Genomic DNA, 26,221 nt, shown 5'->3' with positions numbered 1-26,221 from the left:
TTTTTATCCTGAAGACAGATTCGGAGGGGGAAAGGTTTTTCAGCAATAAAAGATGAGTACAGCAGCTCGCTTTTCGCCTCATCGGATTTCCTTTTTGGATTAGCAGGCAGGAAGAGGGGTATAAATAAGTAGTCCCTGGTGCAATGTTTTGATTTATAGGGGGCAGTTCGCATAAAATTGATATAGCAAAGGAGATGCAACATGATCGGCTGTTTATGTATTCACGGATATACGGGCGGTCCTTATGAAGTAGAACCATTGGCAGAGCGTCTAAAGGAAAATACCGACTGGCAGGTGGTAGTGCCCTGTCTCCCCGGCCATGGAAATACGCTGGCATTGAAAGGCGTTCCTTTCGAGCAATGGGTATCGGCTGCAGAGGAAGAAATGGAAGAGTTAGTTAATAAATGTGACAGTGTCTATGTCATTGGCTTTTCAATGGGCGGGATGATTGCAAGTTATCTGGCAGCCAAATACCAGGCGACCAAACTGGCATTGCTGTCACCCGCAGGAAAATACTTAAATTTTAAACAAATGGGCATTGAAATGGTACGCTTTATGTTAAAAGGGGTCAAGGGCCAGCTTAAACAAGATCCACTTTACAGCAACTATAAAGAGAAATTTGGGTCCGTACCCTTCACTTCCATGCGGGAATTTCAAAAATGCGTCCGGTTCACCCGTCCGTATCTCCGGAGGATCGAATGCCCGGTGCTGATTGCCCAAGGACGTCAGGATAGCATGGTTCCATATAAGACCTTACATTATTTGGACAAAGAGATAGCAGCGGAAACAGAACTCATCTTGTATGATCAATCGAAACATCATATATGCCTGGGGGAAGAAAAAGAAGAATTGATCCGGAATGTGTATTCATTTTTAACTAGCAAAAAAGGGGTTTTAGATAAAGGTGAAGTCATTATCCAATAATCACGTGTTGGTTCATCCACCCTTCTTTTATGGGTGGATCATTGTGTTTATCGCCGGGTTAAGTGTGTTTTTTTCCGGGCCTGGCCAAACGTATTCTATTTCTATTTTCATTGATTACTATATTGCAGATTTCGATTATTCACGTTCTTTTGTATCAGGAATTTATTCAACGGCCACGTTGGCTGCCGGGTTTTCACTGTTCTTGGTCGGGAGGCTGGTCGACCGTTTCGGGCAACGGGTGATTATGGCTGTGGTGGCGAGCATGCTGGCCATTGCCTGCTTTTGGAATGCTCTTCTGACTGGGGCGGTTATGATGTTTCTCGGTATTTTCATGCTCCGTTTATTCGGACAAGGTTCGATGACTCTTCTCCCTAACACTCTTGTTCCGCAGTGGTTCCGGGCAAAAAGGGGAAGGGCGCTGAGCCTGATGACCATCGGCGGTTTCGCAGGTCCTGCTTTGTTTCCCCCAATCAACACCTGGTTGGTCGACGAGATTGGCTGGAGGTGGACATGGACGTTTTGGGGTATCATGCTGCTTATTGTTTTTGTTCCATTAGCGATCCTTTTCGTGCGAAATCAGCCAAAGGACATTGGTGAACAACCAGATGGACAGGTGAAGCAGGGAAATGGGCAAAACAGATGGAGCTTGAAAGATGCTGCGAGGACGAAGTTGTTCTGGGTTATCCTCGCAGCCCTTTCTCTGATTGTCAGCATCTGGATAGGTGTCAGCTATAGCTGGCAGATCGCGGTGATTTTTTTGGGTGTACTCCTAATTGTTGCCGGTCCGTCTGCCTATTTATTTAAACGATTTCGAGCCAAACAAGGATTTAATGGAAAACAACCGATCAATCCGAATGTCGATGAAAATGAGGTCAGCTGGACGCTGAAAGAAGCGATGAGGACCCGGGCTTTCTGGTTTATCCTGTTTGCTGTCAGTGTGCCAGCGTTGGTAAATACCGGTATAACTTTTCATATTGTTTCCATTGCGGACGGCAAAGGGTTGTCCGCGGAAACAGCCGCGCTAGTGTTATCGTTAATGGCGATATTCGGTTTCCCGGTCAGCTTTATCGTCGGATACCTGGTTGACCGGATTTCCGTCCACTATATCTTGGCAGTCACGTTTCTCGGCCATATTATATCGCTGATTGTATTGTTGTTTACTGAATCTGCCGCCATGGCGATAGCTTTTGGAGTGGTGTGGGGAGTAGTCAATGGGTTTGAACGAATCACCCTCAACATTGTCTGGCCAAATTACTTCGGCCGAGAACATCTTGGCAGCATAAAAGGACTGGCCCAAACATGTATGGTTATTTCATCTGCCTTCGGTCCACTGCCGTTTGGCTTGTTTTATGACTTGTTTGGCGGCTATCAGGAAATTTTGCTGGTCATGCTGCTGCTTCCAATTACTGCAGGAACATTGAGTCTGTTTGCTCCTCAGCCGGTTTATCAAAAAAATTGACAAACGGTTAGGATCTTATATGTTTCTATTGCAAACTGTAAAAAATGCCTGGAACAGAGATTGTGTTCCAGGCATTTTTCTTATTATGTGCGATGTCATGGGAGAGGACAATTGGTTGATCAAACGTTTATTTAAAACTTCAATCTTTGAAAAAGGCAATGACCAGCCCGCCTTCTCCGGCATAAGTCGAGATGAGCGGTCCCATTTCCGTTAGAATGGTATCTTTGAATGGATACTTTTTCTTCACATCCTCCAATACTTTCTTGGCTCGCTCTTCCGCATTGCAATGGGTCATGGCTATAAGCTTGTCTTCGAAGTTTCGGGTGTACTCCCCGATTTGTTCGATAAACCGGCGGACCGATTTTTTATCACCGCGCACTTTTTCACTGACTTCGATGATTCCTTCTTCCTCGCTTGCTTTCATCAGCAATTTAATGTTCAGTGTTTTGGCAATCGTTCCTTTCACACGGTCCAATCTTCCGCCCTTTATGAGGTTATCGATTGTTTTCAGAACGAAAAGGGTAGTAGTCTGCTCCACTTTGATATGCAAGTGTTGCACGAGCTGTTCGTAGGAATAACCTTCATCCATCTTCTTGGCTGCTTCATGCAGCAACAAAATAAGGCCGGACGATGCAGTTTTTGTATTGATTACTTCAATTTTTCGCTCAGGCTCTTCCTGGAGAAGCATTTCCTTCCCCACTTCGGCATTCTCGTACGTGCTACTTACGCCTTTCGTCAGGGAAAGCATAATAATCGGTGTATCCGGATCGACTTCTTTGTAAGCATTGTAAAAATCATTTGGATTCGGTGCAGCAGAACGCGGAAGCTCCTCTGCTGTCCTCATCATTTCATTGAAGGCAGGTATGTCGAGGTCTATCCCGGTCCGATATTGCTTTTCTCCAAAATTCAGGTAAAGCGGAACCACCTTCACTTGCAATTCCTCTTCCATTTGCTTAGATAGGTCTGCACTTCCGTCTGTCATTAATTGAATTCTCATGGCATCTCCTTTAAATACATTAGTCAGAATTAGTTGTTTTTATTATAGCATGCAATATAGGTGTATAATACCTATTACGATAGCCACATTTCCATATCGGGTGATTGGTATTATTCCTATCGAATCAGTGCTATATCTCCATTGTGGGAATACAATGTGCTTTTCACGGATGGCTTATTAAGCCGTATGAGTAAATCAATTGGAGGTTTATTGCCGCGGCCATCACTCCCGCTGCACAGATGTTTTCGGTTGGACGACTGCAGTCCCAAGGAATGTTTTCGGCAGCATCCCGTCCTATAAGGGTATCGACTGTTTTTTCAAAGTGTCTCCGTGTATTTCTCACGCTGAATGTGTGCATTCTGTATAGATATACCTATGTTCATTCGGCTCGAGCCATAAGGACGATGTTTATCCCCGTTTGCTTGTGCGGGACAATGTAAGTCTGGATTTCCTGCCAGAGGTACTGACGATAAACAGAAACAAACCGAAGAGGATAATCGTTCCTCCGAGCCACTGCGACCAGGTAATTTGCTCGTCCAGGATGAGGTAGGCTAACACCGAAGCACCGACGGGTTCGAAAATAATGCTCATCGAAATTACTGCTGTACTTACCCATTTGATAGCCCAATTAAACAGGGTATGGCCAAAAAAAGTCGGGATGATGGCCAAGGCTATAAAGACAAGCCAATCGTTGGCGGGGTATCCGGTAAATGGGTGTTGTAAAATCAAATTATAGATGATCAAGGTGATGGCGCTTATTCCGTACACGACAAAGGTGTAAGGCATCAAGGCAATCCTTTTGCGGGTATTCTGTCCCAACAGTAAGTACCCAGTCACCATGACAGCGCCAACCAGAGCGAGAAAGTCACCGAACAAAGCCATCCCGCTTACTTGAAAGTCACCCCAACTGATGATGACGCTTCCTGTCACAGCAATAGCCATACTTATCAGCGCTCCCGGCGAAAACCTTTCCTGAAAAAACAGGAAAGTACCGAGAAATGCAAAAATGGGCTGTAACGTGACCAAAACGACCGAGCTGGCGACCGATGTATAATTTAACGACTCAAACCAAAAAATAAAATGAAAGGCGAGAAATATCCCTGCAAGTGCTGCCAGCAGCCAATCTTTTCTGGAAATAGTCGCCAAGTCCCTGCGATGCCTGAGAAGTACATAAGGAGACATGATGAAGACAGCCAGCAACAGCCGATAGTTTGCAATGATGGAGGCGGGGGCGGTTTCGGCCAGCTTAACAAGCACGGCTGCAGTCGAAACAGCAATCACTCCAATACTGATGGCGATCGATGGATGTACCGATGGTTTGGTCATGGCGTTTCTCCTTATCCTCAATGTTTTTTAACATTCTAACACTCATTTATTTGAAAATCATTTTTAATACAGGTAGAATTAAGACATAGAGTGTGATAAGATTTATTAATCCATTGAATGCTTGCCATAAAAGCCTCTTTCGAGAAGGTGAAGGAAGGCTTTTTCATTTGCAGCAGAGCGTATTTTCAAGAAAGAACGAAAACAGGGATTGTATCGCCCGGTTTTTCATCACACGGCAGGAATGTGGAACTTGAAGACAGAAGTCGATTCGACACAAACGAATTGTTTAAATAGATGTATTTTTGTTTCTAAGAGCGGTTTAGAAGCCAAGAGGATCGGCTTGAAGGACAAGTTCTCAAATCATGCTGAATACGTGCATATGAGAATTTTGTTAAAAGGAGTAGAAAAAATAGTGACAACTTTTAAATCATTAGACATATCCAACCCAATTATGAAGGCTTTGGAAAAAATGGGGTTTGAAGAGGCAACACCGATTCAAGCAGAAACCATTCCATTGGCAAAGCAAGGAAATGACGTTATTGGGCAGGCTCAGACAGGTACTGGAAAAACAGCTGCTTTCGGGATTCCGATGATTGAGAAAATCGATCAGGATATGAAGCGAATCCAAGGATTAGTAGTAGCGCCGACAAGGGAACTTGCTATCCAAGTCGGGGAAGAAATCAACAGACTGGGACGTTTCAAAGGAGTAAGAACATTGCCTGTCTACGGTGGACAGCATATGGAACGTCAAATCAGAGCATTAAAGGATGGTCCGCATATTGTAGTGGCAACACCAGGACGTTTGCTGGACCATATCCGCAGAAAGACCATCAATATCACCAACGTCCATACGGCTGTGCTTGATGAAGCAGACGAAATGCTTAACATGGGCTTTATTGATGATATTCGTGATATTCTGAAGGCTATTCCGGAACAGCGTCAAACATTGTTGTTCTCGGCCACGATGCCAAAAGAAATCCGGGATATCGCTACCACTTTGATGAAGAAACCGGAAGAAGTGCGAGTGAAAGCCAAAGAGATGACGGTCGAAAATATCGATCAGTTTTTCGTGGAAGTCCATGAAAAACAGAAGTTTGATACATTGACCAATTTGTTGGATGTACATGTACCAGATCTGGCAATCATCTTCGGAAGAACGAAAAAACGAGTCGACGAAGTAACGGAAGGTCTGCAAGCACGAGGTTTTCGTGCGGAAGGCATTCATGGGGACCTGACACAGGGCAAGCGGATGTCCGTTCTCAACAAATTTAAAAACGGGCGCATCGAGATTCTTGTGGCTACTGATGTGGCTGCAAGAGGATTGGATATATCAGGTGTTACCCATGTGTATAACTTTGATGTACCACAGGATCCGGAAAGCTATGTGCACCGCATTGGGCGTACCGGAAGAGCCGGTAAAGGCGGGGAAGCTGTTTCTTTCATCACACCGAGAGAAATACCGCATTTGCACCTGATCGAAAAAGTCACCAAAGGCAAAATCAAACGGCTGCAGGCTCCGTCCATGGACGAAGCACTACGCGGCCAGCAGCAAATCACGGTCGAAAAGATGCAGTCTACGATTGAAAAACAGGATTTGCAGTCTTATCGGGAAACGGCCAATGAATTGTTGAATCAGTATGATTCGGTAACAATCGTTTCGGCTGCCTTGAAGCTGTTGACGAAGGAACGACGCAATGCACCGGTCAAACTGACTTCGATTGCACCTGTCAGTGTAAAACAGGCTCACAAAGATAAAAACAAGAAAAAATATCGCGGTAACGATAAACGGAACTATTCCCGTAAAGGCAAACCATCCGGCAAGCCTTCTCGAAACCGTAAGTTCCAGAACAAGCGTAGTTCAAACAGTAACCGCGGTCAAAACTATAATTAAGTTGAAAGTGGCTTGGACAAAAGCATAGTGACTAAAGCAAAAACCGAACGACGATTCGAACCTTAAGTATTCGAACTCGTTCGGTTTTTCTTTTTGGCTGTAAGTTGCGAATTAACTTTACTTCGCAACTAACTGGTATAACCTTCTCTTCAAGATAGTGCCATATTCCACTCCGGCCAGGCACTTCGGTTTCCGCGGGGGCTGATTTAGCTAACTTGGTAAAGAATACCGCTTTGTGGATCATCCAAGCTCACACTGTTCCCGCTAATGTCTTTGTACCTTACCTCTATTGGGTTCGTGTAATTCGATGCGTGTTGAACATCTCCTTCACCCCACAAGGAAGTCTTTATTAAGTGTAAGATGAAACTTAAACGCTTTCTGTACCGTATTTAATAGGAGGCATTGTATGGTACGATGCTAATAGGAAGAAAATACGGCACCCCGAGAGTTGGGGCCGGGAAGGCTGGTGAAAATGGTGCGGCAACCACCTGAGAATTTTATTGCAAAAGAAGCGGTGAAGGTTTGGAGAATCACGGCACTTATCCCTACCGTCATTTTATGGATCGTTTTAATTGTGCTTACTTTTTTAGCGGGGAAGTTTTCTATTCCGGTCTGGGTTGTTCTGATTGCTTGGGCAGTAATGGCTGTGGATACATATGTTACGGGCTTCTTAATTCCTGCCATAAAATGGCGCAGATGGAGGTATCAAGTTTTTGAGCAGGAAATTGATATCCAACATGGCATCTTTATCATAAAACGGACGCTTGTTCCGATGATCCGGGTACAACATGTCGATACCAAGCAGGGTCCGCTGCTGAAACGGTTCAAATTGGCGACGGTGACCATATCAACAGCAGCCACTACCCATGAAATACCCGCGCTGCTCGAAGAAGAAGCCTCTGATTTAAGGGACAAAATCTCCCAGTTGGCCAGGGTGGATGAAGATGATGTCTGAAGCAAGACGGATGCACCCTGCTGCCACGATATTTAACTTTATTGCCATGATCAAAGATGTCCTTATCCCGGCCGTGATTGGTTCATTTGCCCTGATTCGCAATATTGATGCAGCCTCTTGGGTGTGGGTGCTGGTTATTCTGGGGCTGTTGCTCGTGATGATTGGATCGAGTTTCTTATCCTGGTACCGATTCACGTATCGAATCGAAGGAGAAGAACTGCGGATCGAATCCGGCATTTTTATCCGGAAAAAGCGGTACATCTCCAAAAATCGGATTCAATCGATTGATCTTACCGCCGGTGTCATCCACCGGATATTCGGGCTCGTAAAAGTGGAAGTCCAAACGGCCGGAAGTGATAATTCAGCGGAAGCTGGCTTGAAGGCAGTGTCCCGGAAAGAAGGGGAAGTGCTGAGAGAAGCTTTGAAAAGAGACAAAGCAGAGGTAGCTGATGAAACCGGGGAATCATCAGGGATTGAGGAGCCAAAGGCTATTGCACAACGGACAATTGGATTGAAGCGTCTGCTGCTTGCGGCCACGACATCCGGAGGGATAGGTGTTTTCTTATCCTTGTTTGCTGTAGTCGGATCCCAAATCAATCAAATCATCCCTGATGGATTTTTTATGAATGTTTATAACTGGGCTATTCACTTAAGCATTGTGATCCTGCTCTTTTTTGTTTTGCTGGTTTGTGTGGGGGTATGGCTGATGGCGATAGCTGGAACGCTGCTGCGCTACAGCTTCTTCACCATCCGCAAGTACAAAGAGGAATTGTTCATCACGCGCGGCCTACTGGAGAAAAAACAGGTGACCGTACCACTGAACCGGATTCAGGGAATTCGAATCCAGGAAAACATATTCCGGCAGCCGCTCGGCTATGCAGCGGTTTATGCAGAGGTTGCTGGAGGTGCACTGGACAAAAATGACGATTTTTCGATTGCGCTGTTCCCGTTGCTAAAAAGAACAGAGATCAAATCATTTGTACAAGAGTATTTACCGGGTTTCCAGATTGAGGATAAGTGGGGGCACCTTCCGACGCGTTCAGCCCGCCGGTTTATCCTGCGCAGTATCATCCCGGTTGTAGTGATTGCTGCTCCAATACTGTACTTTTTCCCGTTTTACAGCTGGATGGCTTTGATAATCATAGCAGCGGCGGCCGTTTTAGGCTACTTGAGATTCAGGGATGCCGGTTTTATCATCAATGAAAAGCAGCTGTCGTTCCGTTCCAGGATGTTGAATCGAGAAACAATTGTGGTAGACAGGAAACGGATACAATCTTTGTCAGCATCCGATCACTGGTTTCAGCGGAGAAAATCATTGCAGACAGTATATTTTTCAATTGCCTCTCATAGTGGTGTAGGCAAGAGCTTTCTTGTGAAGGATATGGAGAATAAGGATGCGGAAGCTATTCGGAACTGGTATTCCTTTCATTCCAACTAGCAATCGGAAAAAAGCAAAAAAGGAAGTTTATCCAGGGAACTAACCTTACTTGATCATTTAAAAAAACGGAACGACATTCGAATGCTTTGCCTCGATGTCGTTCCGTTTTGCTTTGGTTACCATGCTTTTTGTCTCAGCTGCTTTATTTGCTTTTCTTGGTAATCGACAGGATGAGAAGGGATAAGAAGTTCGGGATACCGAATCAACGAACCGATCGATCCTTGGACTACTGCTAAAAGAACCTACCTAACACACCCAAAACAACCAACAAGCCGATAAAAACCCACAATGCAGGAACAAGATACTTTTTCCATGGAATCCTTCTTTTGTTCCAGCGGTTCGGATCGAAGTGTATATTTCCCTCCTGGCTGCGGCTGCGATTATTCCGCCACATAGCGAACGGCTTGACATTGTTCAAGAAAATCGGCGCAAGCGCCAGTCCTCCGATGAAACCAAACAGATGACCGAGAATGTTAATTCCCGGGCGCAGGAATGTCATAATCAGCCCGATAATCAAAATGGTTGTGACGATTTGTGCGTTGGCCCGGTCGATTAAATGTTTACGGAAAAATACCATATACATATACATTCCGAACAATCCATAGATTGCTCCCGAAGCTCCAACGTGAACATAGTAGGCAGAAGGGTCAACGATAAAGGTGAATAAATTGCCGGCAAACCCAGTCAATAAATAAATCAATAAAAAACGCAGTTTTCCGGTCATTTGCTCAAGAGCGGGGCCGAAAAGCACGAGTGAAAAGGAATTGAATAGTACGTGCATGACGCCGTTTGGATCATGAAGGAATATTGGCGTGATCAACCGCCAGTATTCGCCATTTTCAATGAATAAGTTGACTCCGGCACCCATTTGGAACAACGGTCTTCCCGGCCCCAAGATAACAAGAAGCCAGACGACAAGCTGTATGGCAACGAGTGCTGTGACCACTGGATAGAAACGGATAAAGTCTCGAAAGCTTTCATTTCTGATGAACATTTGTCTGCCCCTTTGATTGGTTAATGATTCTACATATGTATAATACTTTACTATTATAGTTATTCACAAACAACACGGATTTCTCCTGCTGTCCTCCCCGAATTTTTCCTTTGGACTTTTACCGTCACACTCTCTTTTAGGCAGTCTGCTTGTAAAAGTCTTTGCAAGCACAAGTAAATGCAGGGAAATGACCATAGCAGTAAATCCAGTTATGCTCGTTTGAAAAGGAAGCTGGTTATTTAGTGTATTTCCGCAATGCAGGATTGAATCCCCCACTAATGATGGTTGTAAAGTTAGAAGTTCTGATAGCAGTTTATGTATATCGTTCGAACAAAGGGAACAATCTTGCAGCAAATGCTTGCCTTCAGCCAGGCTCAGGCGTAATGATGCTGGGACAGGATTTCCTCTAGAGAAACCAACAAGCAAAAGTTATACTGATGGTAGATGAATGAAAAGGTTGGGGTTTAATGATTGTCGGGATTGGAATCGATATAGTTGAGTTGGATAGAATCCGGGACAGCTTTTTAAGAAATTCGCGGTTGGCCGAGCGGGTGCTAACAGAAAATGAGCTCGCTGTTCTGCGGAAACTGGAAGCTCCGGGCAGGCAGGTCGAGTATTTAGCAGGAAGATTCGCTGCAAAAGAAGCTTACGCCAAGGCACTCGGAACAGGCCTCGGAAAATTAAGTTTTCAGGCAATCGAGATCATGCCTGATGAACAAGGGGCACCGCAGCTGAAAGTGAAAAGTGAGCATAATCGAAATCTGTTCTTATCGATTTCCCATAGCCGAGAGTATGCGGTAGCGCAAGTGATCATCGAAGCATAGGCTTTTTCGGGATGTTCCTTGGCTTGGAAACTGGAACGATAAGGTGGAAATCAACAGCAATTATGGACTTTTTCTACAGGTTGTCAGGCTAGTCTGCATATTCCCATAGGTTGTCTCATAATATTTTAGTGCGGGTAGGAGGGAACATTGTGCATATTGTCACCGCAAAAGAAATGTACGAAGCTGATCGTTATGCAATGGAAACGATAGGGATCGAAGGGAAACTGCTGATGGAGAACGCCGGCAGGGCGGTAGCTGATAAAGCGGCAGAACGAGTGAACAAAGCCATGCACATTTTGGTGATGTGCGGAAGTGGCAGCAACGGCGGAGATGGCTTTGTAATCGCCAGGACGCTATTGGGCTGGGGGTATACGGTCCGAGTATTTCAGCTTGCCCCTGATGATAAAATTTCCGGTGATGCTGCTTATCATAAGCAGCTTTATCAGAACATCGGCGGAAAAATCGAACAGTGGGAAAGCGCCGCAAGTCTGGCTGCTGCCTTGCAGGAAAGCGATGTGGTCATCGATGCAATGCTTGGAATCGGCGTAACAGGCAAGCTTCGTCCGCCGTATGATCAGGCGGTAGAGACGGTCAATCAAGCTGGCTTGCCGGTTATATCGGTGGATATTCCAAGCGGTGTACCCGCAGATGAGGGGCACGATGGATTTGTCGGTATAAAAGCCGATCGCACCCTGATTGTGGCTGAGCCCAAACAAAGCTTATTCGCCCAGCAGACCGCTTCTTACTATGGCAGCTGGGAGGTAGTCGATATCGGCTTGCCTTCCCAGGCATGTGCTAATTCCAGCAGGTACGTGTGGGGGATGGAAGAAACGCGGGCCCATCTGGGGGAACGAGGCCGTTTTTCGCATAAAGGCAGCCATGGCAAAGCGTTGTTGATCGGCGGTTCCCAGGAAATGCCCGGTTCGATAACGCTAACAACAAAGGCAGCATTACGAGGCGGGTCCGGTCTTGTAACAACGGGGACAGTCCCCCAAGCTATTCCGTCCATCGCTGCCCATTGTGCAGAAGCGACCTATCTTTCTTTAAACGCAGACGATCGAGGGCGAATTGTCCTTCAGGATGTCGATGTTTCCGGTTACGATGCATTGGCGATCGGTATGGGGATGGGTCGGGAACAAGCAACCGCAGATTTTACTAGAAAATTAGTTTCCGAGGCGAATATCCCGGTGCTCGTAGATGCTGACGGTCTGCACCACTTGAAACAGGATATGCGCATTCTGACACAGCGTCGTCATCCTTTGATTCTTACACCACATCCTGGTGAGATGGCAATGCTGACGGATTTTGAGGTGAAGGACATCATCCGGCGTCCGTTTGCGATATCCCGGCACTTTGCCATCGAGTACGGTGTTTATCTAGTACTGAAGGGTTCATTTACCATTGTTACTGATCCGGAGGGGAATCAATGGGTCAACACCTCAGGTAATGCCGGACTCGCCAAGGGAGGGAGCGGCGATGCTTTATCTGGTATATTGCTGGCTCAAGTCATGCAGCAGCAAAACATCCAGGAGGCACTGTCCCTTGGATGTTACATCCATGGCATGTCCGCAGACCAGCAGGTCACCAGCAATCATTCCATGCATGATTTAACAGCCAGTGACGTTATTGATGGACTCGCCACTGTGTTTCGTACACTTTCTTGAATCGGACACTTATGCGTTCCCTTTGTCCTTTGAAATGAGACAAAGGAGTTGTGACCATGAGAAAAAAACTCGGATTAGGGGTCATGCTGTTATTATTGATCCTGGTCTTGGCTGCCTGTGGAGAAAAGTCGAAAGAAGACGTTGCGGATAAGTTGTCGGGGAATTTAGAGAAAATGAGCGGCTACAAGGCGAAGGCAACCATGAGCCTCCAGACAGGCGAAGAAAGCCAGGCATTCGACATTGAAATTTCCCACAAAAAGAAAGATTTCTACCGGGTGCTGTTGAAAAATGAGAAGGATGAAAAGGGCAGCCAAATCATTCTGAAGAATGAAGATGGAGTGTTTGTGCTGACCCCCGCTCTGAATAAAAGCTTCAAGTTCAAGAGTGAATGGCCGAACAACAGCAGCCAGCCTTATTTATATCAGTCGTTGGTGAAAGATATTTTAGAGGATTCAGAGGCTTCTTTCAAAACGACGGAGAATTATTATGTGTTTGAAACAAAGACGAATTATCAAAATAACAACAACCTTCCTTATCAAGAAATCTATTTTGACAAAAAGGCATACACACCGGTAATGGTGAAAGTGTTGGATAAGGATAAAAACCCGGTAGTGGAAGTTCAGTTCTCATCCTTCGAACTTGATCCGGAATTTGCCGGCGATGCTTTTGAAATCGAGAAAAATATGACCAGCGGAACATTGGGTATTCCAGTATCTGCTGAAGAAAATGAAAATAGCGAACTGGAAGTCTTTTATCCATTAGAACGTGCTGGCGCTGAATTGGTGGAAAAGAAAGAGGTAGAGACGGACAACGGTAAGCGGGTGATTCTATCCTTTGCCGGAGAGAAAAACTTTACACTCGTTCAGGAAAGAGCGGAGGCATATCCAGCCAGTGCGATGGCTCCGGAGCAGGTCAACGGAGAAATCGTCAACTTAGGTTTCACGATGGGAGCTTTGAGTGAGGCGTCCTTGCAATGGCAGGCCAATGGCAATACGTATTATTTAGCCAGTGAGGACCTTACCAAACAGGAAATGATCGAAGTCGCAAGCTCTGTTACAGGACAGGAAATAAAATAAAATTCGCTAGCAGGCTCCATTACCAGGGTCTGCTTTATTTTTTTGTGAATGGGTTTTGATCCGAAAGTTTGATGGAGAAACAAACGATGTCAACCGCGATGTAACTCTCCGTGTAATCTTCATCGATGATCTTATAGAGGATAGAAGGGGACTCCTGTAGTTGTATCGCCTTTTGTATTCCTTCAGAGGGCAATAAATATGGCGAAAGAGATTTATGGTATAAATTAATTATCCTCGCACCACTCACTGTTTTCGCTATGCTTGTTTAATCAATTTCTGATACGATAAAAGAAAAATGATAGGAGAGGTCACCTTGCAAAACTTTTACCGGGACTCCTGGGTGGAAGTCGATTTAGACAGCATCGCATTCAACATCCAGCAAATACGCCGACGCCTCTCGTCAAAAACAAAAATTTTCGCTGTTGTTAAAGCGAATGCCTACGGCCATGGCGATGTAGAAGTCGCTGAAAGGGCCTTAAAGTCTGGTGCAGACAGATTAGCTGTATCATTACTGGATGAAGCGGTTAAGCTTAGAAGTAATGGAATAACTGCTCCAATTCTGGTAATGAACAGAATTCGACCGGAAGATGTTCCGGTGGCAATCAAGCATGACATTGCCATTACGTTTTATCAAGTGGAGTGGGTAAAGCAGGTCAAGCAGTTGGATCTGTCCGGAACACTCAAGCTGCATTTGAAATGGGATACAGGAATGGGGCGGATCGGCATCAGGCGCGTGAAAGAGCTGAATGCCATTTTGGAAGAGTTGACGGACGACAGGCTGGAACTAGAAGGGATTTTCACTCATTTCGCTACGGCCGATGAAGCTGACACTGAGTATTTTGAACGCCAGCAGACTCGTTTTGACGAATTGCTTACTGCCTTCGAAACCAGCTGGGACAAGCCTGTACTCCTGCACACCGGAAATAGTGCCGCAAGCATGAGGTTTCCGGAACGAATGGCTCACTTTGTCAGATATGGGATCAGCATGTATGGATTGTATCCATCTTCCCAAGTGAAACAGGAAAAGCCTGTTGAACTAAAACCCGCGTTTTCTCTTCATAGCAGATTGACACAGGTGAAAAAATTGCCAGCAGGAGAATCAATCAGTTATGGAGCCACTTATACAACCGAGAAGGAGGAGTGGATCGGCACGGTTCCGCTCGGTTATGCAGACGGAATCCTCCGGAAACTGCAGGGCAAGGAAGTGCTTGTTAATGGAGAAAGGTTTCCGATAGTCGGCCGTATCTGCATGGATCAGTTCATGATTCGCCTGGATGGGCCATACCAAGTGGGGACAAAAGTGACCGTGATAGGCCGCCAGGGAGCAGAAGAAGTGACCATGGACGAGGTAGCTGAGTATTTGGAAACGATCAATTATGAAATTCCGTGTACAATCAATCCCAGAGTGCCACGCGTCTATCTGGAACAGGGGAAAGTGACGAAAATCAGCAACCCGCTGCTGACTTGAACCCGCTTTAGGCATGGTCGTTTACGAGGACTGGGAACTTGACTTTTGCTTGCTTCATCCAGCAATTGGCAGAGGGAATTTATTTTTTAATGAAAAGTTCCAGAATGCCTTTGCAATGCAGTTTATACAATGATATGATTAGGTTGGATTAAAAAAGACTGGGCTTGTAGATATGGTGGAGGTGTATGGTTGTGTCAGAGAGCTTACAAGAGATAATTGTGAGACTGCCAAAAAACCTGCTTAGCGAGGTGGATGGGTTAATGGAAACCGAAAACAGTGATCTGAGCGACTTTATTTGTCAGGCAACAAAATCGTATTTGCGTGAAAAGAAAAAACGTCATATTCGTGAATCTATGCAAAGAGGTTATATGGAAATGGCCAAAATCAATCTCAACATTGCTTCAGAGGCTTTTCAAGCTGAAGAGGAGGCCGAAAACACCCTAGAACGTTTAGTGAGTGGGGTGTAAGGGGTTGATTGTAAAAAGAGGCGAAGTTTATTTCGCCGATCTTTCCCCTGTAGTGGGTTCCGAGCAGGGGGGCGTTCGTCCAGTATTGGTTTTGCAAAACGATATCGGCAACCGTTTTAGCCCTACGGTTATCGTTGCAGCCATTACCGCGCAGATACAAAAGGCAAAGCTGCCGACGCATGTTGAAATCGATGCGAAGAAGTATGGATTTGAGCGCGACTCTGTCATTTTGCTCGAGCAAATTCGAACAATAGACAAACAGCGTCTAACTGATAAAATCACCCATTTAGACAAACACATGATGGAAAACATTAATAAAGCCTTGGAAATAAGCCTGGGTTTAACCGACTTTTAAAAGTTATTAACGTATAAACTGAACATCCAAACATCCATGTCCCGGGAGGCCGGTGCATGGATGTTTTTTATGTCTGTTCTGATATGGGGAAGGTACACGTTTAAACAAGCCGGGACGGCAGATAATGCATGCTTCTTACAGGATTCCGGTTGGGAAGGTAAATAATGGTTTGATGAGCAGAATAAATAGCCGTATTACCGTGTTGCAGCCAAGTAGGAATGGTGTCATGTCACATCAAAAAATTTGCGCGTCAGCCATAAACATGTGACAATAAGTATATCTATTTTAGGGAGATTTGGCAGGGGGTAGTTTAATGGATAGAAAGCTGAAAGATCTTGTAATAGAAAATAGTGATACAATCGTGCAAATGTGGCTGGAGGAGATATCGAAAGGCAGGCAAAACGATTATACATCGACAATATCCGAGGAATTGTTCGAAAGTACTAATAGGGAATTTGTCAATGTGATTTTTGCAAGTGTGGAAAAGCAGGGTATCACCACGGCTTTAGAAGACTTCTCGGAAAGGCTTGTCAACCTGGGATGGCCGCTCAGTTATTTGACCGACGGGTTGCAATCATTCCGCAGGGTAACCATTAATTATATTTTGAGCGAACAAAATCAAGTAGGGACAGAATATTTTTCTGAGGTTCTGCAGGCGGTTGATAATTGGGTCGATCCGATTATCAACAAATTGGTCAATGAGTATTCTGGCAGCTGGGAGCACATAGTATCTCTCCAACGGGTAGCCTTACAGGAGTTGTCGGCACCATTGATTCCGGTGATGGAAAATATTACCGTTATGCCGCTGATTGGCACGATTGATACCGAAAGAGCAAAGCTGATAATGGAGAATCTGCTTGACGGTGTTATCAAACACAATGCGGAAGTTGTGTTGATTGATATTACTGGTGTCCCGGTTGTCGATACGATGGTAGCTCATCATATCATTCAGGCGGCTGAGGCGGTGCGCCTGATTGGTTCAACCTGCATTCTGGTTGGAATCCGGCCGGAAATTGCACAAACGATTGTCAACTTAGGAATTGATTTGAGTAAGTTCCCGACGAAGAGTTCGTTGAGGAAAGGATTCCAGTCGGCACTGGAATTGACCAATAGAAAGATCGTAAATACGTCAGAAAGTCATGAAAATGATATTGAACAATTAGTAGATTCTCTGGATGGGGAGTGAACAGGGTCATGAGAATACCGATTTTAAAGCTTCATAATTATTTATTGATATCTATCCAAATTGACCTGGATGACCAGAGCGCCATTCAGTTTCAGGAAGATCTTTTGAGTAAAATACATCAAAGCGGAGCGACCGGCGTAGTAATCGATTTAACATCTGTTGATATAATCGACTCCTTTATTGCTAAGGTACTAGGAGACGTAGTGACGATGTCGGATTTAATGGGGGCAAAAGTCGTGTTGACTGGCATTCAGCCAGCGGTAGCTATGACGCTGATTGACTTGGGCATCCATCTGCAAGATGTTCCTACAGCCTTAGACTTAGAGCAAGGCTTGATTAAATTGCGTCAGGAATTGGAGGAGTGAACATGGATTTCCAATCCTGCGTTAATATCAATAAAGAGTGGGATATAGTTGGCGCCCGCCAAATCGGACGGGACTTCGCCAGAAAAATCGGGTTTGGAACAGTGGATCAGGCACGGATTGCCACTGCTATATCCGAGCTCGCCAGAAATATATATTTATACGCTGGAACAGGAAAAATCTGCTTTGAAACCATTGAAGAAATTGACCGTAAAGGGTTAGTCATTTTAGCAATGGATGATGGCCCCGGAATAGCTGAAATCAGCAAAGTGATGGAAGATGGCTATTCTACTTCAGGAGGCCTTGGCGCGGGATTGCCGGGTGTGAAAAGATTAATGGATGAATTTGATATTATTTCCGAGCAAGAAAAGGGGACAAAGATAAAAGCAGTAAAATGGGTTCGTTGAGGGGGGGGGTAAGCGATGAATACGTTGAACTTGGATTTAAGCAATTATCGAGACTTACTAAAACAGTATATCCGAACACAAGACGAGACCGCCCTGTACCAGGCTGAACAATTCAGTAAACTGTCGATGCAACAAAACATTTCCCCGGAAGAAATAATCAACGTTCATATCCAGGCGTTGCAGGATTTGTATCCTGAACTGCCTGAAGGGATCGAATCCTCGATGAATTTCCTGCTGGAGGCAATGATATCTTACGGACTGGCCTACCAGGAATTCCAGTCGCTTCGGGAACAGCAGCTGGCACTAAAATCGGAAATTTCCGTCGCAGCCAGTATGCAGCAAACACTTCTCACAACGGTAAAGCCTGAGGTGGAAGGGCTGGAAATCGGAGCGATCAGTATCCCTGCCAACCAAATGAACGGAGATTATCACCACTTCGTGCAAAACGATGACAACAAATTAGGGATTGCGATTGCAGATGTTATCGGAAAAGGGATCCCTGCGGCGCTAGCCATGTCGATGATCAAGTACTCCATGGATAGTATTCCGGAGAATCGGATGGATCCCAGTAACATATTGGAAAGCCTGAACAGGGTGGTCGAGCGCAACGTGGATCCGAGCATGTTCATCACCATGTTTTATGGCCTGTACGACCCAGGCGATGAAAAGTTTTACTATTCTTCGGCAGGGCATGAACCTGGCTTTTATTATAATGCGGCAGAAGATAAATTCGAGGAAATAGAAGCAAGGGGAGTCGTGCTAGGCGTGACTCGGGATACGAAGTATCGTCAGTATGAACGGAAGGTAAACCCGGGAGACATGATTATCATGCTAACCGACGGAGTGACGGAGTGCCGGCAGGGAGACCGCTTTATCGAACCGGAGGAAGTGCTTGATGTAATCAAGGCCAATATGCACCTTCCTGCCCAGAAATTGGTTGAGCAAGTGTATAAGCACTTTGAACGCCTCCAGGATTTTCATTTGCGGGATGATTTTACTTTGATTATTTTACGTAAGGAAGTTTGATGGGAATCTTGTCGGGGTAATATCCTATATTGAGTGAATATTACGGAAGTAGGAGGATAACCATGAACTTAGATATTAATGTCTCAGATAAAGACTCAACAGCTGTTGTGACACTTGCTGGAGAGATTGATGCATATACTGCTCCCCAGTTGAAGGAACAGCTGCTGCCCTTGACTAAAGAGTCGGGTAAAGTAGTGGAAGTGAATTTGGAAAATGTCAATTACATGGATAGTACAGGACTCGGTGTTTTTGTCAGCGCATTAAAATCGACAAAAGAAAACAACAGCGAATTGAAACTTGTTCAGTTGCAGAGCCGAGTAATGCGATTATTTGAAATAACCGGTTTAACCGATATTATAAATATTGATTCTACAGTACGGGGTGGATCTTAATATGGAACCTTTTGACTTCATTGAAATTAAAGTTCCGGCTAAATCAGAATATGTAGGGGTCTTGAGATTAAGCACGTCCGGTGTTGCAAATCGAATGGGATTCAATTATGAGGATATTGAAGACCTGAAAGTGGCGATATCGGAGGCTATGACCAATGCGGTCACACACGCATACCAGGAGGCAGAAGAGGGAGAAGTCACCGTTGGTTTCGGAGTTTACGATGATCGATTGGAGGTAATGGTAGCAGATCATGGCGGCAGCTTTGACCTGGGTAAAGTAAAGGCTGAAATCGGCCCTTATGAACAATCGGAACCGATTGAGAACCTGCGGGAAGGCGGCTTCGGCCTATTCTTGATCGATGCTTTGATGGATAAGGTAGAGATAACCAGCGACCATGGGGTTATCGTATTGATGACAAAATATATCCAGGAAAATAAGGTGGGATTAGATGACGACCAAATCTCAACCACACAATAGACGTGAGGATGAGGTTTACCAATGGATAAAGCATCTGCAGGAAAATCCCACAGACGAAACGGTTCAAGAAAAAATTGTATTGGCCTATCAGGATCTTGTGGAGTCAATAGCCCGCAAATATTCCAAAAACAGTTCGATACATGAGGATTTAGTGCAAGTCGGGATGCTGGGGTTATTGGCGGCGATTCGCAGGTATGACCCTGAATTTGGTAAATCCTTTGAATCATTTGCAATACCGACCATCATTGGTGAAATCAAACGATTTATCCGGGATAAAACATGGAGCGTCCATGTTCCGCGTCGGATCAAGGAATTAGGCCCGAAAATCAAGAAGGCAATTGAAGAATTAACATCGGATAATCAGCAATCTCCTTCTGTAACCGAAATAGCTGCTTACCTGGAGGTCAGTGAAGAAGATGTCCTGGAAACGATGGAAATGGGTAAAAGTTATAAAGCTCTATCCGTTGACCGGAAAATCGAGGCAGATTCCGATGGCAGCACGGTTTCTATATTAGACTTAATCGGGAACCAGGATACAGGCTATGAGAATGTGGATCAGCGTATGCTGCTTGAAAAAATTCTGCCGATTCTAACAGAAAGAGAACAAGAGATTCTGAAGTACACCTACTTTGAAAACATGAGCCAAAAAGATACCGGCGAGATGCTAGGCATTTCGCAGATGCATGTATCCCGTTTACAAAGGCGCGCTTTAAGAAAACTAAGAGAAGCATTGCAGTCAGAAAGCTCGGAGGTTTTCTAGTGAGTGAATTAGACAAGCAGCGAATGCAGGTTTCCGTCTATCAGACAGCGAAAAAAGGCAACTATTATTGTGGTGACAGCTATTACTATAAAGAAACAGAAGACGAGTTTATCTGTGCTTTAGCTGATGGTTTGGGCAGTGGGGAATACGCTAAAGAGTCTTCACAGGCTGTTATGGACGTTATTGAGGAAAATATTTTCTCGAGCGTCGATGAAATAATAAAAGTTTGCAATGAAAGACTGGTTGGGAAGCGCGGCGTTGTATTAGGCGTATTGAAAGTCAACTTCATTTCGAATGCTTATTCGTTTAGCTCCATTGGAAATATCGGTATTATGACGATAACCGACAAGCAAGAGAAAAAACGCAGCATTCCAAACGCCGGTTACTTGGGCGGCTACAAACGCCCTTTTAAGGTATTTGACGGGACAATGATACCAGGTATGATTTTTATTATGTTTTCAGATGGGGTCAACTCCATGGATTTATCTTCCAAGTATTTTTTAGGCAAAGATGTCGAAAGAATTACTGAAACGTATGCCGCGATGGTTGGGCAAAACAAAGATGATGACACTACTTTGATTGCCATGAAGTTTGCCAAAAGTGAATAGTTTGTCGAAAGCATACTCTTATCTTGGCTGATGGGAGTATTCGTTTTTTTAGACAGCACTTGACCGGTCCGCTCTAGGAGAGAAGCGGGCTGGTCTTTTTTGATAGTCATGACTTGGTGCGAAAAGAAAATTTTCCGGGAAGTTAGGTCGACGTGGTTAATTTGCAGGAGTGACGGATTGGGCAATGACGGCTATGTTATCGCGGCAAATTCTTTCTACGGAGAAGCATGGTCTTTCCTCTACGTTTATTATCTCTGTGTAACAGGGAGACTGATTTGGTACAATGGAGACAAGAAGTGTAAGGAGGAAGTTGATATTGATTGAAGCAAACGAGCGTGACCAGTTAATAAAATGGGTGGCAGGAGAAACAAAGGTTTCAGCAGCACCTATCAAGCAAGTGATTTCCTTATTGGAAGAAGGGAATACGGTTCCGTTTATCGCCAGGTACCGCAAAGAGCAAACGGGTGGATTAGATGAAGTGCAAATCAAATCGATCGAAGATAAATGGACGTATGCGCAAAATCTGGCAGAACGTAAGCAGGAAGTTATTCGCTTAATCGATGAGCAGGGAAAATTGACTCCCGATCTGGAAACAAGTATACGGAATGCAACGCAACTGCAGCGGGTGGAAGACCTTTACCGTCCTTATAAACAAAAAAGAAGAACGAAGGCAACCATTGCCAAAGAAAAAGGATTGGAACCATTGGCGGAACAAGTATGGAGCCACCAGGTGGAGGACATGGAAAAAGCAGCATCGGCTTATTTATCGGATGAGCATGAATTGACCTCTACGGAAGAAGTAATAGCTGGAGTCAACGATATAATTGCTGAGTGGATTGCCGATGATGCCCAATACAGAGAGTACATAAGGGATAAAACATTCAAGGCAGGAACGATTCGTGGTGATGCCAAGAACCAAGAGAAAGATGAAAAAAGCGTTTTTGAAATGTACTATGATTATGAGGAGCCGATCAGATCGATTGTCGCCCATCGTGTGCTCGCACTTAACCGTGGGGAAAAGGAAGAGGTTATCAAAGTATCTGTGCGTCCCCCGGTAGAACAAATAACTGAATACCTGAATAAAAAGCTTGTAAAACGAAACGATACAGCTGGCATAAAGCAATTCTGGAAAGAGGTTATCGAGGATAGTTACAAACGCTTGATCCAGCCTTCGATTGAACGGGAAATCCGGAACGGCCTTTCGGAAAAAGCGGAGCAACAAGCGATCGATATCTTTTCGACAAATTTAAAAAACCTTCTGCTCCAGCCGCCGCTCAAAGGGAGAGTAGTGCTAGGGGTTGATCCGGCATTCCGTACAGGCTGTAAGCTGGCGGTTATCGATGAGACAGGCAAGGTCCATGCGATTCAAGTCATCTATCCAACTGCACCTAAAAAGGATAAAAAGGGAGCGGAAAAAGTCCTTTTGTCGCTGTTAAAGCAATACCCAATCGAGCTTATCGCAATAGGAAACGGTACTGCTTCGAGAGAGACCGAGCAATTTATTGCAGATTTCATTAATGATCATAAGCTGGAAATCGCCTATATCATAGTAAATGAAGCGGGCGCCAGTGTTTATTCTGCTTCAAAACTGGCCCGCGAGGAATTCCCGGAACTGCAGGTAGAAGAACGAAGCGCTGTTTCGATTGCAAGAAGGGTACAAGATCCGCTGGCGGAGTTGGTGAAAATCGATCCGAAGTCTATCGGAGTCGGTCAATATCAGCATGATGTGAGCCAAAAAAGCTTGAACGGGTCCTTGACTTTCGTGGTAGAAACGGCCGTGAATCAGGTCGGTGTTAATGTCAACACGGCGTCAGCTTCCCTGCTGCAGTATGTATCGGGATTAAGTAAAACAGTTGCCGGAAATGTGATTAAACAACGAAACGAAAATGGCAAATTCACCAGCAGAAGGCAGTTAAAAAAAATCCCGCGTTTAGGCAATAAAACATACGAACAGTGCATTGGCTTTCTCCGGGTGCCCGACGGTGATGAACCATTAGACCGGACGGCAATCCACCCTGAAAGTTATTCGGCGGCCAATCAGTTGCTGACCACGCTTGGTTTTACCACTGATGATTTAGGTTCTGACGCATTGAAACAAGCGCTATCCGAAGTAGAGCTAGGGGAAACTGCTGAAAAGCTTGATATTGGTGTACCGACTTTAGAGGACATCATGAAAGCATTGGCGAGCCCTGAGCGTGATCCGCGAGACGACTTTCCGCAACCGCTTTTGAAAAAGAATGTGTTGGCTATGGAAGATTTACAGCCAGGAATGGAACTACAAGGAACGGTTAGAAATGTCGTGGACTTCGGAGTATTCGTGGATATCGGTGTTAAGCAAGATGGTTTGGTTCATATTTCAAAAATGTCCAAGCAATTCGTGAAACACCCGACAAATGTTGCTGCCGTCGGAGATGTAGTCACCGTCTGGATAGACAGTGTCGACGTAGACAAGCAGCGGATTGCTTTGACAATGGTACAGGAGTAATAAAAACAAGAGGGCTGTTCCTGCAGCCCTTTTGTTTGTGGTTAAGTAGAAGCATTTCCCATCGTCGGTTTATTCAATAGGAGTTTTTATCCCGGTAAAAAAACCAACATTGATTCAATACTTTGATTTGATATAAATCTTTGGAAAGGAAGGCTTTTGTCATTTGCTTTTTAAACCAATTGGGCATCTGAACCATCCTCCTGGACAAATAGTTATGGAAATCAGGCAGAAATCAAGTTATTGTAGGGTATGCAAAACATGTAAAAGGTGTGACGGCATTGGAGGAAACAATAAGTCAGGAGAAGTTAGAAGAATTGGTAGACGAACTGTCGAAAAAGTACTTTGATAAGCCTTTTATCGACGAAGTAACTTTCAATAATCGTTTGCGCACAACAGGGGGAAGGTACATTCCTTCCAGGAGAACAATAGAACTGAATCCGAAGTTCCTAACAGAGCTGGGGCAAGAGGAATTTATCGGTATCATCAAACATGAGCTCTGTCATTATCATTTGCATATTGAAGGGAAAGGGTATAAGCATCGGGACAGCGACTTTAAAGAGTTGTTGCGCAAGACTGGATCTCCTCGTTTTTGTCAGGCTCTTCCTTCTGCTAGAAAGCAAACCAGACATCGGTATCAATGTAAGGATTGTGGGCATGTATATGAAAGGGCAAGGAGAGTGGATACCAAAAAGTATCGATGCGGGAGATGCAGGGGGAAGCTTGTCAAAGTATCGTGTTGATGGCGTCAAATAATTTGGCATTCGAAAAAACGCAATAAACCATTGACGAATCATGTCTTCCGTGTTAAATTAAATAGGCCCTTGAAAAAACAAAGCTTTTCACCGTTTTTTCTTTTTTATTTTGTCGATTACTTACTCGAAGAAAGTTTTAAAAATCATTTGACAAACCGGGTAAATTAATGTATTATACTTAACGTCGCTGTTGTTCGAAGCGATATAAATACTTTTTATTCCACCGTAGCTCAGTGGTAGAGCAATCGGCTGTTAACCGATCGGTCGTAGGTTCGAATCCTACCGGTGGAGCCAGTGGAGAAGTACTCAAGTGGCTGAAGAGGCGCCCCTGCTAAGGGTGTAGGTCGCGTAAGCGGCGCGAGGGTTCAAATCCCTCCTTCTCCGCCATTGTATATTGGCCCGTTGGTCAAGTGGTTAAGACACCGCCCTTTCACGGCGGTAACACGGGTTCGAATCCCGTACGGGTCACTTTCATTTTCGCTATAATATAATCGGTAAGGTCCGGTAGTTCAGTTGGTTAGAATGCCTGCCTGTCACGCAGGAGGTCGCGGGTTCGAGTCCCGTCCGGACCGCCACTTGTTGGGCTATAGCCAAGCGGTAAGGCATCGGGTTTTGATCCCGTGATTCGCTGGTTCGAATCCAGCTAGCCCAGCCATTTTCTTTTATAAGTAACATGATTAGGTAGTATTATTATCATTAATCATGAGCCATTAGCTCAGTTGGTAGAGCATCTGACTTTTAATCAGAGGGTCGGAGGTTCGAATCCTCCATGGCTCATCAAGGAAGTTATGGGTCGGATTCTCACCCGCGGTTCCCTTGCTTTTATTCTCAACAATGGGATGCAAGGACTAGCCTTCGGCGTCGGAATCCTCCATGGCTCATCAAAAACCAAGGAAGTTGCGTTTCTGGATTTATTCTGTAAGTTGAACCCAGCGCCAATTCCTTTCTAATTATTATATTGCGCGGGTGTGGCGGAATTGGCAGACGCGCTAGATTTAGGATCTAGTGTCTTCGACGTGGGGGTTCAAGTCCCTCCACCCGCATTGTGTTTTGTCTACTGCTGTGGGGTCTGCACGGCATTTTATTTTTGCTTGAGCGGTCGTGGCGGAATGGCAGACGCGCTAGGTTGAGGGCCTAGTGGGGGCGACCCCGTGGAGGTTCAAGTCCTCTCGACCGCACCAATTAAACTATTGACATCGATTGATCGATATGGTATATTAAAAGATGTCGCTTCAACGAGCGCCCGTAGCTCAATTGGATAGAGCGTTTGACTACGGATCAAGAGGTTAGGGGTTCGACTCCTCTCGGGCGCGCCATTATCGGGAAGTAGCTCAGCTTGGTAGAGCACTTGGTTTGGGACCAAGGGGTCGCAGGTTCAAATCCTGTCTTCCCGACCATGCTTCGCCATTTTATATATTCACTCACCTTGCGGGTGTAGTTTAGTGGTAAAACCTCAGCCTTCCAAGCTGATGATGAGGGTTCGATTCCCTTCACCCGCTCCATTAAGGGGCCTGTAGCTCAGTTGGTTAGAGCGCACGCCTGATAAGCGTGAGGTCGGTGGTTCAAGTCCACTCAGGCCCACCATTTTGATCTTTGAAAACTGAACAAAACAACCAGTATGTCAAGCAAGATATACAAGCTAGTTTTTTGAACGAGCAAGCAAGCTCAACTTTTATGGAGAGTTTGATCTTGGCTCAGGACGAACGCTGGCGGCGTGCCTAATACATGCAAGTCGAGCGCGGGAAGCAGGCGGATCCCTTCGGGGTGAAGCCTGTGGAACGAGCGGCGGACGGGTGAGTAACACGTGGGCAACCTGCCTGTAAGATCGGGATAACTCCGGGAAACCGGGGCTAATACCGGGTAATACCTTCCTCCGCATGGAGGAAGGTTGAAAGGCGGCCTTTTGGCTGTCACTTACAGATGGGCC

The 26,221-nt window shown here is 45.1% G+C and carries 25 protein-coding genes, 12 tRNA genes and 1 rRNA gene; 34 read left to right on the top strand and 4 right to left on the bottom strand.

Annotated features, from left to right (window positions below):
* Window positions 1-201 precede the first annotated feature (201 nt).
* The gene (locus BLR82_RS16775; protein WP_074600605.1) at window positions 202-924 is read left to right on the top strand and encodes an alpha/beta hydrolase; all 723 of its coding nucleotides are present in this window, start codon (window positions 202-204) and stop codon (window positions 922-924) included.
* Entirely contained in the window at window positions 905-2,383 is a 1,479-nt protein-coding gene (locus tag BLR82_RS16770; protein ID WP_245693858.1) for an MFS transporter, read from the top strand. Before BLR82_RS16775 ends, BLR82_RS16770 begins: the two co-directional genes overlap by 20 nt.
* A gap of 139 nt (window positions 2,384-2,522) precedes the next feature.
* Here BLR82_RS16770 and BLR82_RS16765 read toward each other — a convergent pair whose 3' ends face one another.
* On the bottom strand, window positions 2,523-3,380 hold the full coding sequence (locus tag BLR82_RS16765) for a DegV family protein (RefSeq protein WP_074600603.1): 858 nt from the start codon (window positions 3,378-3,380) through the stop codon (window positions 2,523-2,525).
* Between the two features lie 408 nt (window positions 3,381-3,788).
* A complete protein-coding gene (locus tag BLR82_RS16760) occupies window positions 3,789-4,706 on the bottom strand; it encodes a DMT family transporter (protein WP_074600602.1) in 918 nt (305 codons plus the stop codon).
* A 412-nt stretch (window positions 4,707-5,118) separates the two neighbouring features.
* Here BLR82_RS16760 and cshA point away from each other — a divergent pair, with 412 nt between their 5' ends.
* The 3 genes from cshA to BLR82_RS16745 all read left to right on the top strand — a co-directional run bounded on the left by cshA (window position 5,119) and on the right by BLR82_RS16745 (window position 8,990).
* The gene (cshA, locus tag BLR82_RS16755; protein ID WP_074600803.1) at window positions 5,119-6,597 is read left to right on the top strand and encodes a degradosome RNA helicase CshA; all 1,479 of its coding nucleotides are present in this window, start codon (window positions 5,119-5,121) and stop codon (window positions 6,595-6,597) included.
* Window positions 6,598-7,072: 475 nt separating this feature from the next.
* Window positions 7,073-7,552 (top strand): PH domain-containing protein, encoded by a 480-nt coding sequence (locus BLR82_RS16750; protein ID WP_175486849.1) that lies wholly within the window; start codon window positions 7,073-7,075, stop codon window positions 7,550-7,552.
* Window positions 7,545-8,990, top strand: coding sequence for a PH domain-containing protein (locus tag BLR82_RS16745; RefSeq protein ID WP_074600802.1), 1,446 nt, complete (start codon window positions 7,545-7,547; stop codon window positions 8,988-8,990). Before BLR82_RS16750 ends, BLR82_RS16745 begins: the two co-directional genes overlap by 8 nt.
* 232 nt (window positions 8,991-9,222) lie before the next feature.
* Here the strand turns inward: BLR82_RS16745 and BLR82_RS16740 are convergent, their stop codons facing one another.
* The gene (locus tag BLR82_RS16740) at window positions 9,223-9,984 is read right to left on the bottom strand and encodes a rhomboid family intramembrane serine protease (protein WP_074600600.1); all 762 of its coding nucleotides are present in this window, start codon (window positions 9,982-9,984) and stop codon (window positions 9,223-9,225) included.
* 467 nt (window positions 9,985-10,451) lie between these two features.
* Here BLR82_RS16740 and acpS point away from each other — a divergent pair, with 467 nt between their 5' ends.
* The 15 genes from acpS (at window position 10,452) to BLR82_RS16665 (ending at window position 23,542) form a co-directional block, all read left to right on the top strand.
* The gene (acpS, locus tag BLR82_RS16735; RefSeq protein ID WP_074600599.1) at window positions 10,452-10,808 is read left to right on the top strand and encodes a holo-ACP synthase; all 357 of its coding nucleotides are present in this window, start codon (window positions 10,452-10,454) and stop codon (window positions 10,806-10,808) included.
* Between the two features lie 149 nt (window positions 10,809-10,957).
* Window positions 10,958-12,472 carry a bifunctional ADP-dependent NAD(P)H-hydrate dehydratase/NAD(P)H-hydrate epimerase gene (locus BLR82_RS16730; RefSeq protein ID WP_074600598.1) on the top strand — a complete coding sequence of 505 codons (1,515 nt, stop codon included), beginning with the start codon at window positions 10,958-10,960 and terminating at the stop codon, window positions 12,470-12,472.
* Window positions 12,473-12,528: 56 nt separating this feature from the next.
* Window positions 12,529-13,548, top strand: a complete 1,020-nt coding sequence (locus BLR82_RS16725) for a LolA family protein (RefSeq protein ID WP_074600597.1) — start codon at window positions 12,529-12,531, stop codon at window positions 13,546-13,548.
* Window positions 13,549-13,861: 313 nt separating this feature from the next.
* Window positions 13,862-15,016: an alanine racemase gene (gene alr, locus BLR82_RS16720; RefSeq protein WP_245693856.1), complete on the top strand. Its 1,155-nt coding sequence runs from the start codon at window positions 13,862-13,864 to the stop codon at window positions 15,014-15,016.
* A gap of 185 nt (window positions 15,017-15,201) precedes the next feature.
* Window positions 15,202-15,483: a CopG family ribbon-helix-helix protein gene (locus tag BLR82_RS16715; protein ID WP_026571355.1), complete on the top strand. Its 282-nt coding sequence runs from the start codon at window positions 15,202-15,204 to the stop codon at window positions 15,481-15,483.
* Window positions 15,484-15,487: 4 nt separating this feature from the next.
* Window positions 15,488-15,838, top strand: coding sequence for a type II toxin-antitoxin system PemK/MazF family toxin (locus BLR82_RS16710; protein ID WP_074600801.1), 351 nt, complete (start codon window positions 15,488-15,490; stop codon window positions 15,836-15,838).
* A 313-nt stretch (window positions 15,839-16,151) separates the two neighbouring features.
* Entirely contained in the window at window positions 16,152-17,024 is an 873-nt protein-coding gene (locus tag BLR82_RS16705; protein WP_074600595.1) for an RsbT co-antagonist protein RsbRA, read from the top strand.
* A gap of 8 nt (window positions 17,025-17,032) precedes the next feature.
* Window positions 17,033-17,389: an STAS domain-containing protein gene (locus BLR82_RS16700; RefSeq protein ID WP_026571352.1), complete on the top strand. Its 357-nt coding sequence runs from the start codon at window positions 17,033-17,035 to the stop codon at window positions 17,387-17,389.
* A 2-nt stretch (window positions 17,390-17,391) separates the two neighbouring features.
* Window positions 17,392-17,793, top strand: a complete 402-nt coding sequence (locus tag BLR82_RS16695) for an anti-sigma regulatory factor (RefSeq protein ID WP_074600594.1) — start codon at window positions 17,392-17,394, stop codon at window positions 17,791-17,793.
* Window positions 17,794-17,808: 15 nt separating this feature from the next.
* On the top strand, window positions 17,809-18,819 hold the full coding sequence (locus BLR82_RS16690) for a PP2C family protein-serine/threonine phosphatase (RefSeq protein ID WP_074600593.1): 1,011 nt from the start codon (window positions 17,809-17,811) through the stop codon (window positions 18,817-18,819).
* Window positions 18,820-18,881: 62 nt separating this feature from the next.
* Entirely contained in the window at window positions 18,882-19,211 is a 330-nt protein-coding gene (locus BLR82_RS16685) for an STAS domain-containing protein (RefSeq protein WP_074600592.1), read from the top strand.
* Window position 19,212: 1 nt separating this feature from the next.
* Window positions 19,213-19,689 carry an anti-sigma B factor RsbW gene (rsbW, locus tag BLR82_RS16680; protein ID WP_074600591.1) on the top strand — a complete coding sequence of 159 codons (477 nt, stop codon included), beginning with the start codon at window positions 19,213-19,215 and terminating at the stop codon, window positions 19,687-19,689.
* On the top strand, window positions 19,661-20,449 hold the full coding sequence (gene sigB, locus BLR82_RS16675) for an RNA polymerase sigma factor SigB (RefSeq protein WP_074600590.1): 789 nt from the start codon (window positions 19,661-19,663) through the stop codon (window positions 20,447-20,449). Before rsbW ends, sigB begins: the two co-directional genes overlap by 29 nt.
* Complete coding sequence (locus BLR82_RS16670; protein WP_342721718.1) at window positions 20,449-21,057, top strand: PP2C family serine/threonine-protein phosphatase; 609 nt, start codon at window positions 20,449-20,451, stop codon at window positions 21,055-21,057. Before sigB ends, BLR82_RS16670 begins: the two co-directional genes overlap by 1 nt.
* Before the next feature lie 283 nt (window positions 21,058-21,340).
* Window positions 21,341-23,542 carry a Tex family protein gene (locus tag BLR82_RS16665; RefSeq protein WP_074600589.1) on the top strand — a complete coding sequence of 734 codons (2,202 nt, stop codon included), beginning with the start codon at window positions 21,341-21,343 and terminating at the stop codon, window positions 23,540-23,542.
* A 73-nt stretch (window positions 23,543-23,615) separates the two neighbouring features.
* On the opposite strand, the gene cmpA is transcribed toward BLR82_RS16665, so the two are convergent.
* Window positions 23,616-23,729 (bottom strand): cortex morphogenetic protein CmpA, encoded by a 114-nt coding sequence (gene cmpA, locus BLR82_RS20850; RefSeq protein ID WP_139186996.1) that lies wholly within the window; start codon window positions 23,727-23,729, stop codon window positions 23,616-23,618.
* Between the two features lie 91 nt (window positions 23,730-23,820).
* Between cmpA and BLR82_RS16660 the strand changes: the two genes are divergently transcribed.
* The 14 genes from BLR82_RS16660 to BLR82_RS16595 form a co-directional block, all read left to right on the top strand.
* Window positions 23,821-24,282, top strand: a complete 462-nt coding sequence (locus BLR82_RS16660; RefSeq protein ID WP_245693852.1) for a SprT family protein — start codon at window positions 23,821-23,823, stop codon at window positions 24,280-24,282.
* A gap of 231 nt (window positions 24,283-24,513) precedes the next feature.
* A tRNA-Asn gene (locus BLR82_RS16655) sits at window positions 24,514-24,588 on the top strand.
* A 2-nt stretch (window positions 24,589-24,590) separates the two neighbouring features.
* A tRNA-Ser gene (locus BLR82_RS16650) sits at window positions 24,591-24,681 on the top strand.
* 9 nt (window positions 24,682-24,690) lie between these two features.
* A tRNA-Glu gene (locus BLR82_RS16645) sits at window positions 24,691-24,762 on the top strand.
* A gap of 30 nt (window positions 24,763-24,792) precedes the next feature.
* Window positions 24,793-24,869 (top strand) — tRNA-Asp (locus tag BLR82_RS16640).
* Window positions 24,870-24,874: 5 nt separating this feature from the next.
* Window positions 24,875-24,949, top strand: a tRNA-Gln gene (locus BLR82_RS16635).
* Between the two features lie 49 nt (window positions 24,950-24,998).
* Window positions 24,999-25,071, top strand: a tRNA-Lys gene (locus BLR82_RS16630).
* 185 nt (window positions 25,072-25,256) lie between these two features.
* A tRNA-Leu gene (locus BLR82_RS16625) sits at window positions 25,257-25,337 on the top strand.
* Between the two features lie 52 nt (window positions 25,338-25,389).
* Window positions 25,390-25,475: transfer RNA gene (locus BLR82_RS16620), tRNA-Leu, on the top strand.
* A 58-nt stretch (window positions 25,476-25,533) separates the two neighbouring features.
* Window positions 25,534-25,610: transfer RNA gene (locus BLR82_RS16615), tRNA-Arg, on the top strand.
* Between the two features lie 4 nt (window positions 25,611-25,614).
* Window positions 25,615-25,691, top strand: a tRNA-Pro gene (locus BLR82_RS16610).
* Window positions 25,692-25,722: 31 nt separating this feature from the next.
* A tRNA-Gly gene (locus BLR82_RS16605) sits at window positions 25,723-25,796 on the top strand.
* A 5-nt stretch (window positions 25,797-25,801) separates the two neighbouring features.
* Window positions 25,802-25,878: transfer RNA gene (locus tag BLR82_RS16600), tRNA-Ile, on the top strand.
* An 87-nt stretch (window positions 25,879-25,965) separates the two neighbouring features.
* Window positions 25,966-26,221: ribosomal RNA gene (locus tag BLR82_RS16595) — 16S ribosomal RNA — on the top strand; the annotation flags it as partial.

The organism is Sediminibacillus halophilus (genome assembly GCF_900103695.1).
In the GTDB taxonomy this organism is placed as follows: Bacteria; Bacillota; Bacilli; order Bacillales; family Amphibacillaceae; genus Sediminibacillus; species Sediminibacillus halophilus.
This window is presented reverse-complemented; position numbering and strand designations above follow the sequence as displayed.

Bases quoted from the DNA above. Each gene is read 5' to 3' on its own strand.
- BLR82_RS16695 (WP_074600594.1), top strand. From the start codon at position 17,392: ATGGATTTCCAATCCTGCGTTAATATCAATAAAGAGTGGGATATAGTT.
- sigB (WP_074600590.1), top strand. From the start codon at position 19,661: ATGACGACCAAATCTCAACCACACAATAGACGTGAGGATGAGGTTTAC.
- BLR82_RS16685 (WP_074600592.1), top strand. From the start codon at position 18,882: ATGAACTTAGATATTAATGTCTCAGATAAAGACTCAACAGCTGTTGTG.
- BLR82_RS16700 (WP_026571352.1), top strand. From the start codon at position 17,033: ATGAGAATACCGATTTTAAAGCTTCATAATTATTTATTGATATCTATC.
- acpS (WP_074600599.1), top strand. From the start codon at position 10,452: ATGATTGTCGGGATTGGAATCGATATAGTTGAGTTGGATAGAATCCGG.
- BLR82_RS16740 (WP_074600600.1), bottom strand. From the start codon at position 9,984: ATGTTCATCAGAAATGAAAGCTTTCGAGACTTTATCCGTTTCTATCCA.
- BLR82_RS16775 (WP_074600605.1), top strand. From the start codon at position 202: ATGATCGGCTGTTTATGTATTCACGGATATACGGGCGGTCCTTATGAA.
- BLR82_RS16715 (WP_026571355.1), top strand. From the start codon at position 15,202: ATGGTTGTGTCAGAGAGCTTACAAGAGATAATTGTGAGACTGCCAAAA.
- BLR82_RS16690 (WP_074600593.1), top strand. From the start codon at position 17,809: ATGAATACGTTGAACTTGGATTTAAGCAATTATCGAGACTTACTAAAA.
- rsbW (WP_074600591.1), top strand. From the start codon at position 19,213: ATGGAACCTTTTGACTTCATTGAAATTAAAGTTCCGGCTAAATCAGAA.
- BLR82_RS16760 (WP_074600602.1), bottom strand. From the start codon at position 4,706: ATGACCAAACCATCGGTACATCCATCGATCGCCATCAGTATTGGAGTG.
- BLR82_RS16745 (WP_074600802.1), top strand. From the start codon at position 7,545: ATGTCTGAAGCAAGACGGATGCACCCTGCTGCCACGATATTTAACTTT.
- BLR82_RS16725 (WP_074600597.1), top strand. From the start codon at position 12,529: ATGAGAAAAAAACTCGGATTAGGGGTCATGCTGTTATTATTGATCCTG.
- BLR82_RS16665 (WP_074600589.1), top strand. From the start codon at position 21,341: ATGGAGACAAGAAGTGTAAGGAGGAAGTTGATATTGATTGAAGCAAAC.
- BLR82_RS16705 (WP_074600595.1), top strand. From the start codon at position 16,152: ATGGATAGAAAGCTGAAAGATCTTGTAATAGAAAATAGTGATACAATC.
- BLR82_RS16765 (WP_074600603.1), bottom strand. From the start codon at position 3,380: ATGAGAATTCAATTAATGACAGACGGAAGTGCAGACCTATCTAAGCAA.
- cmpA (WP_139186996.1), bottom strand. From the start codon at position 23,729: ATGCCCAATTGGTTTAAAAAGCAAATGACAAAAGCCTTCCTTTCCAAA.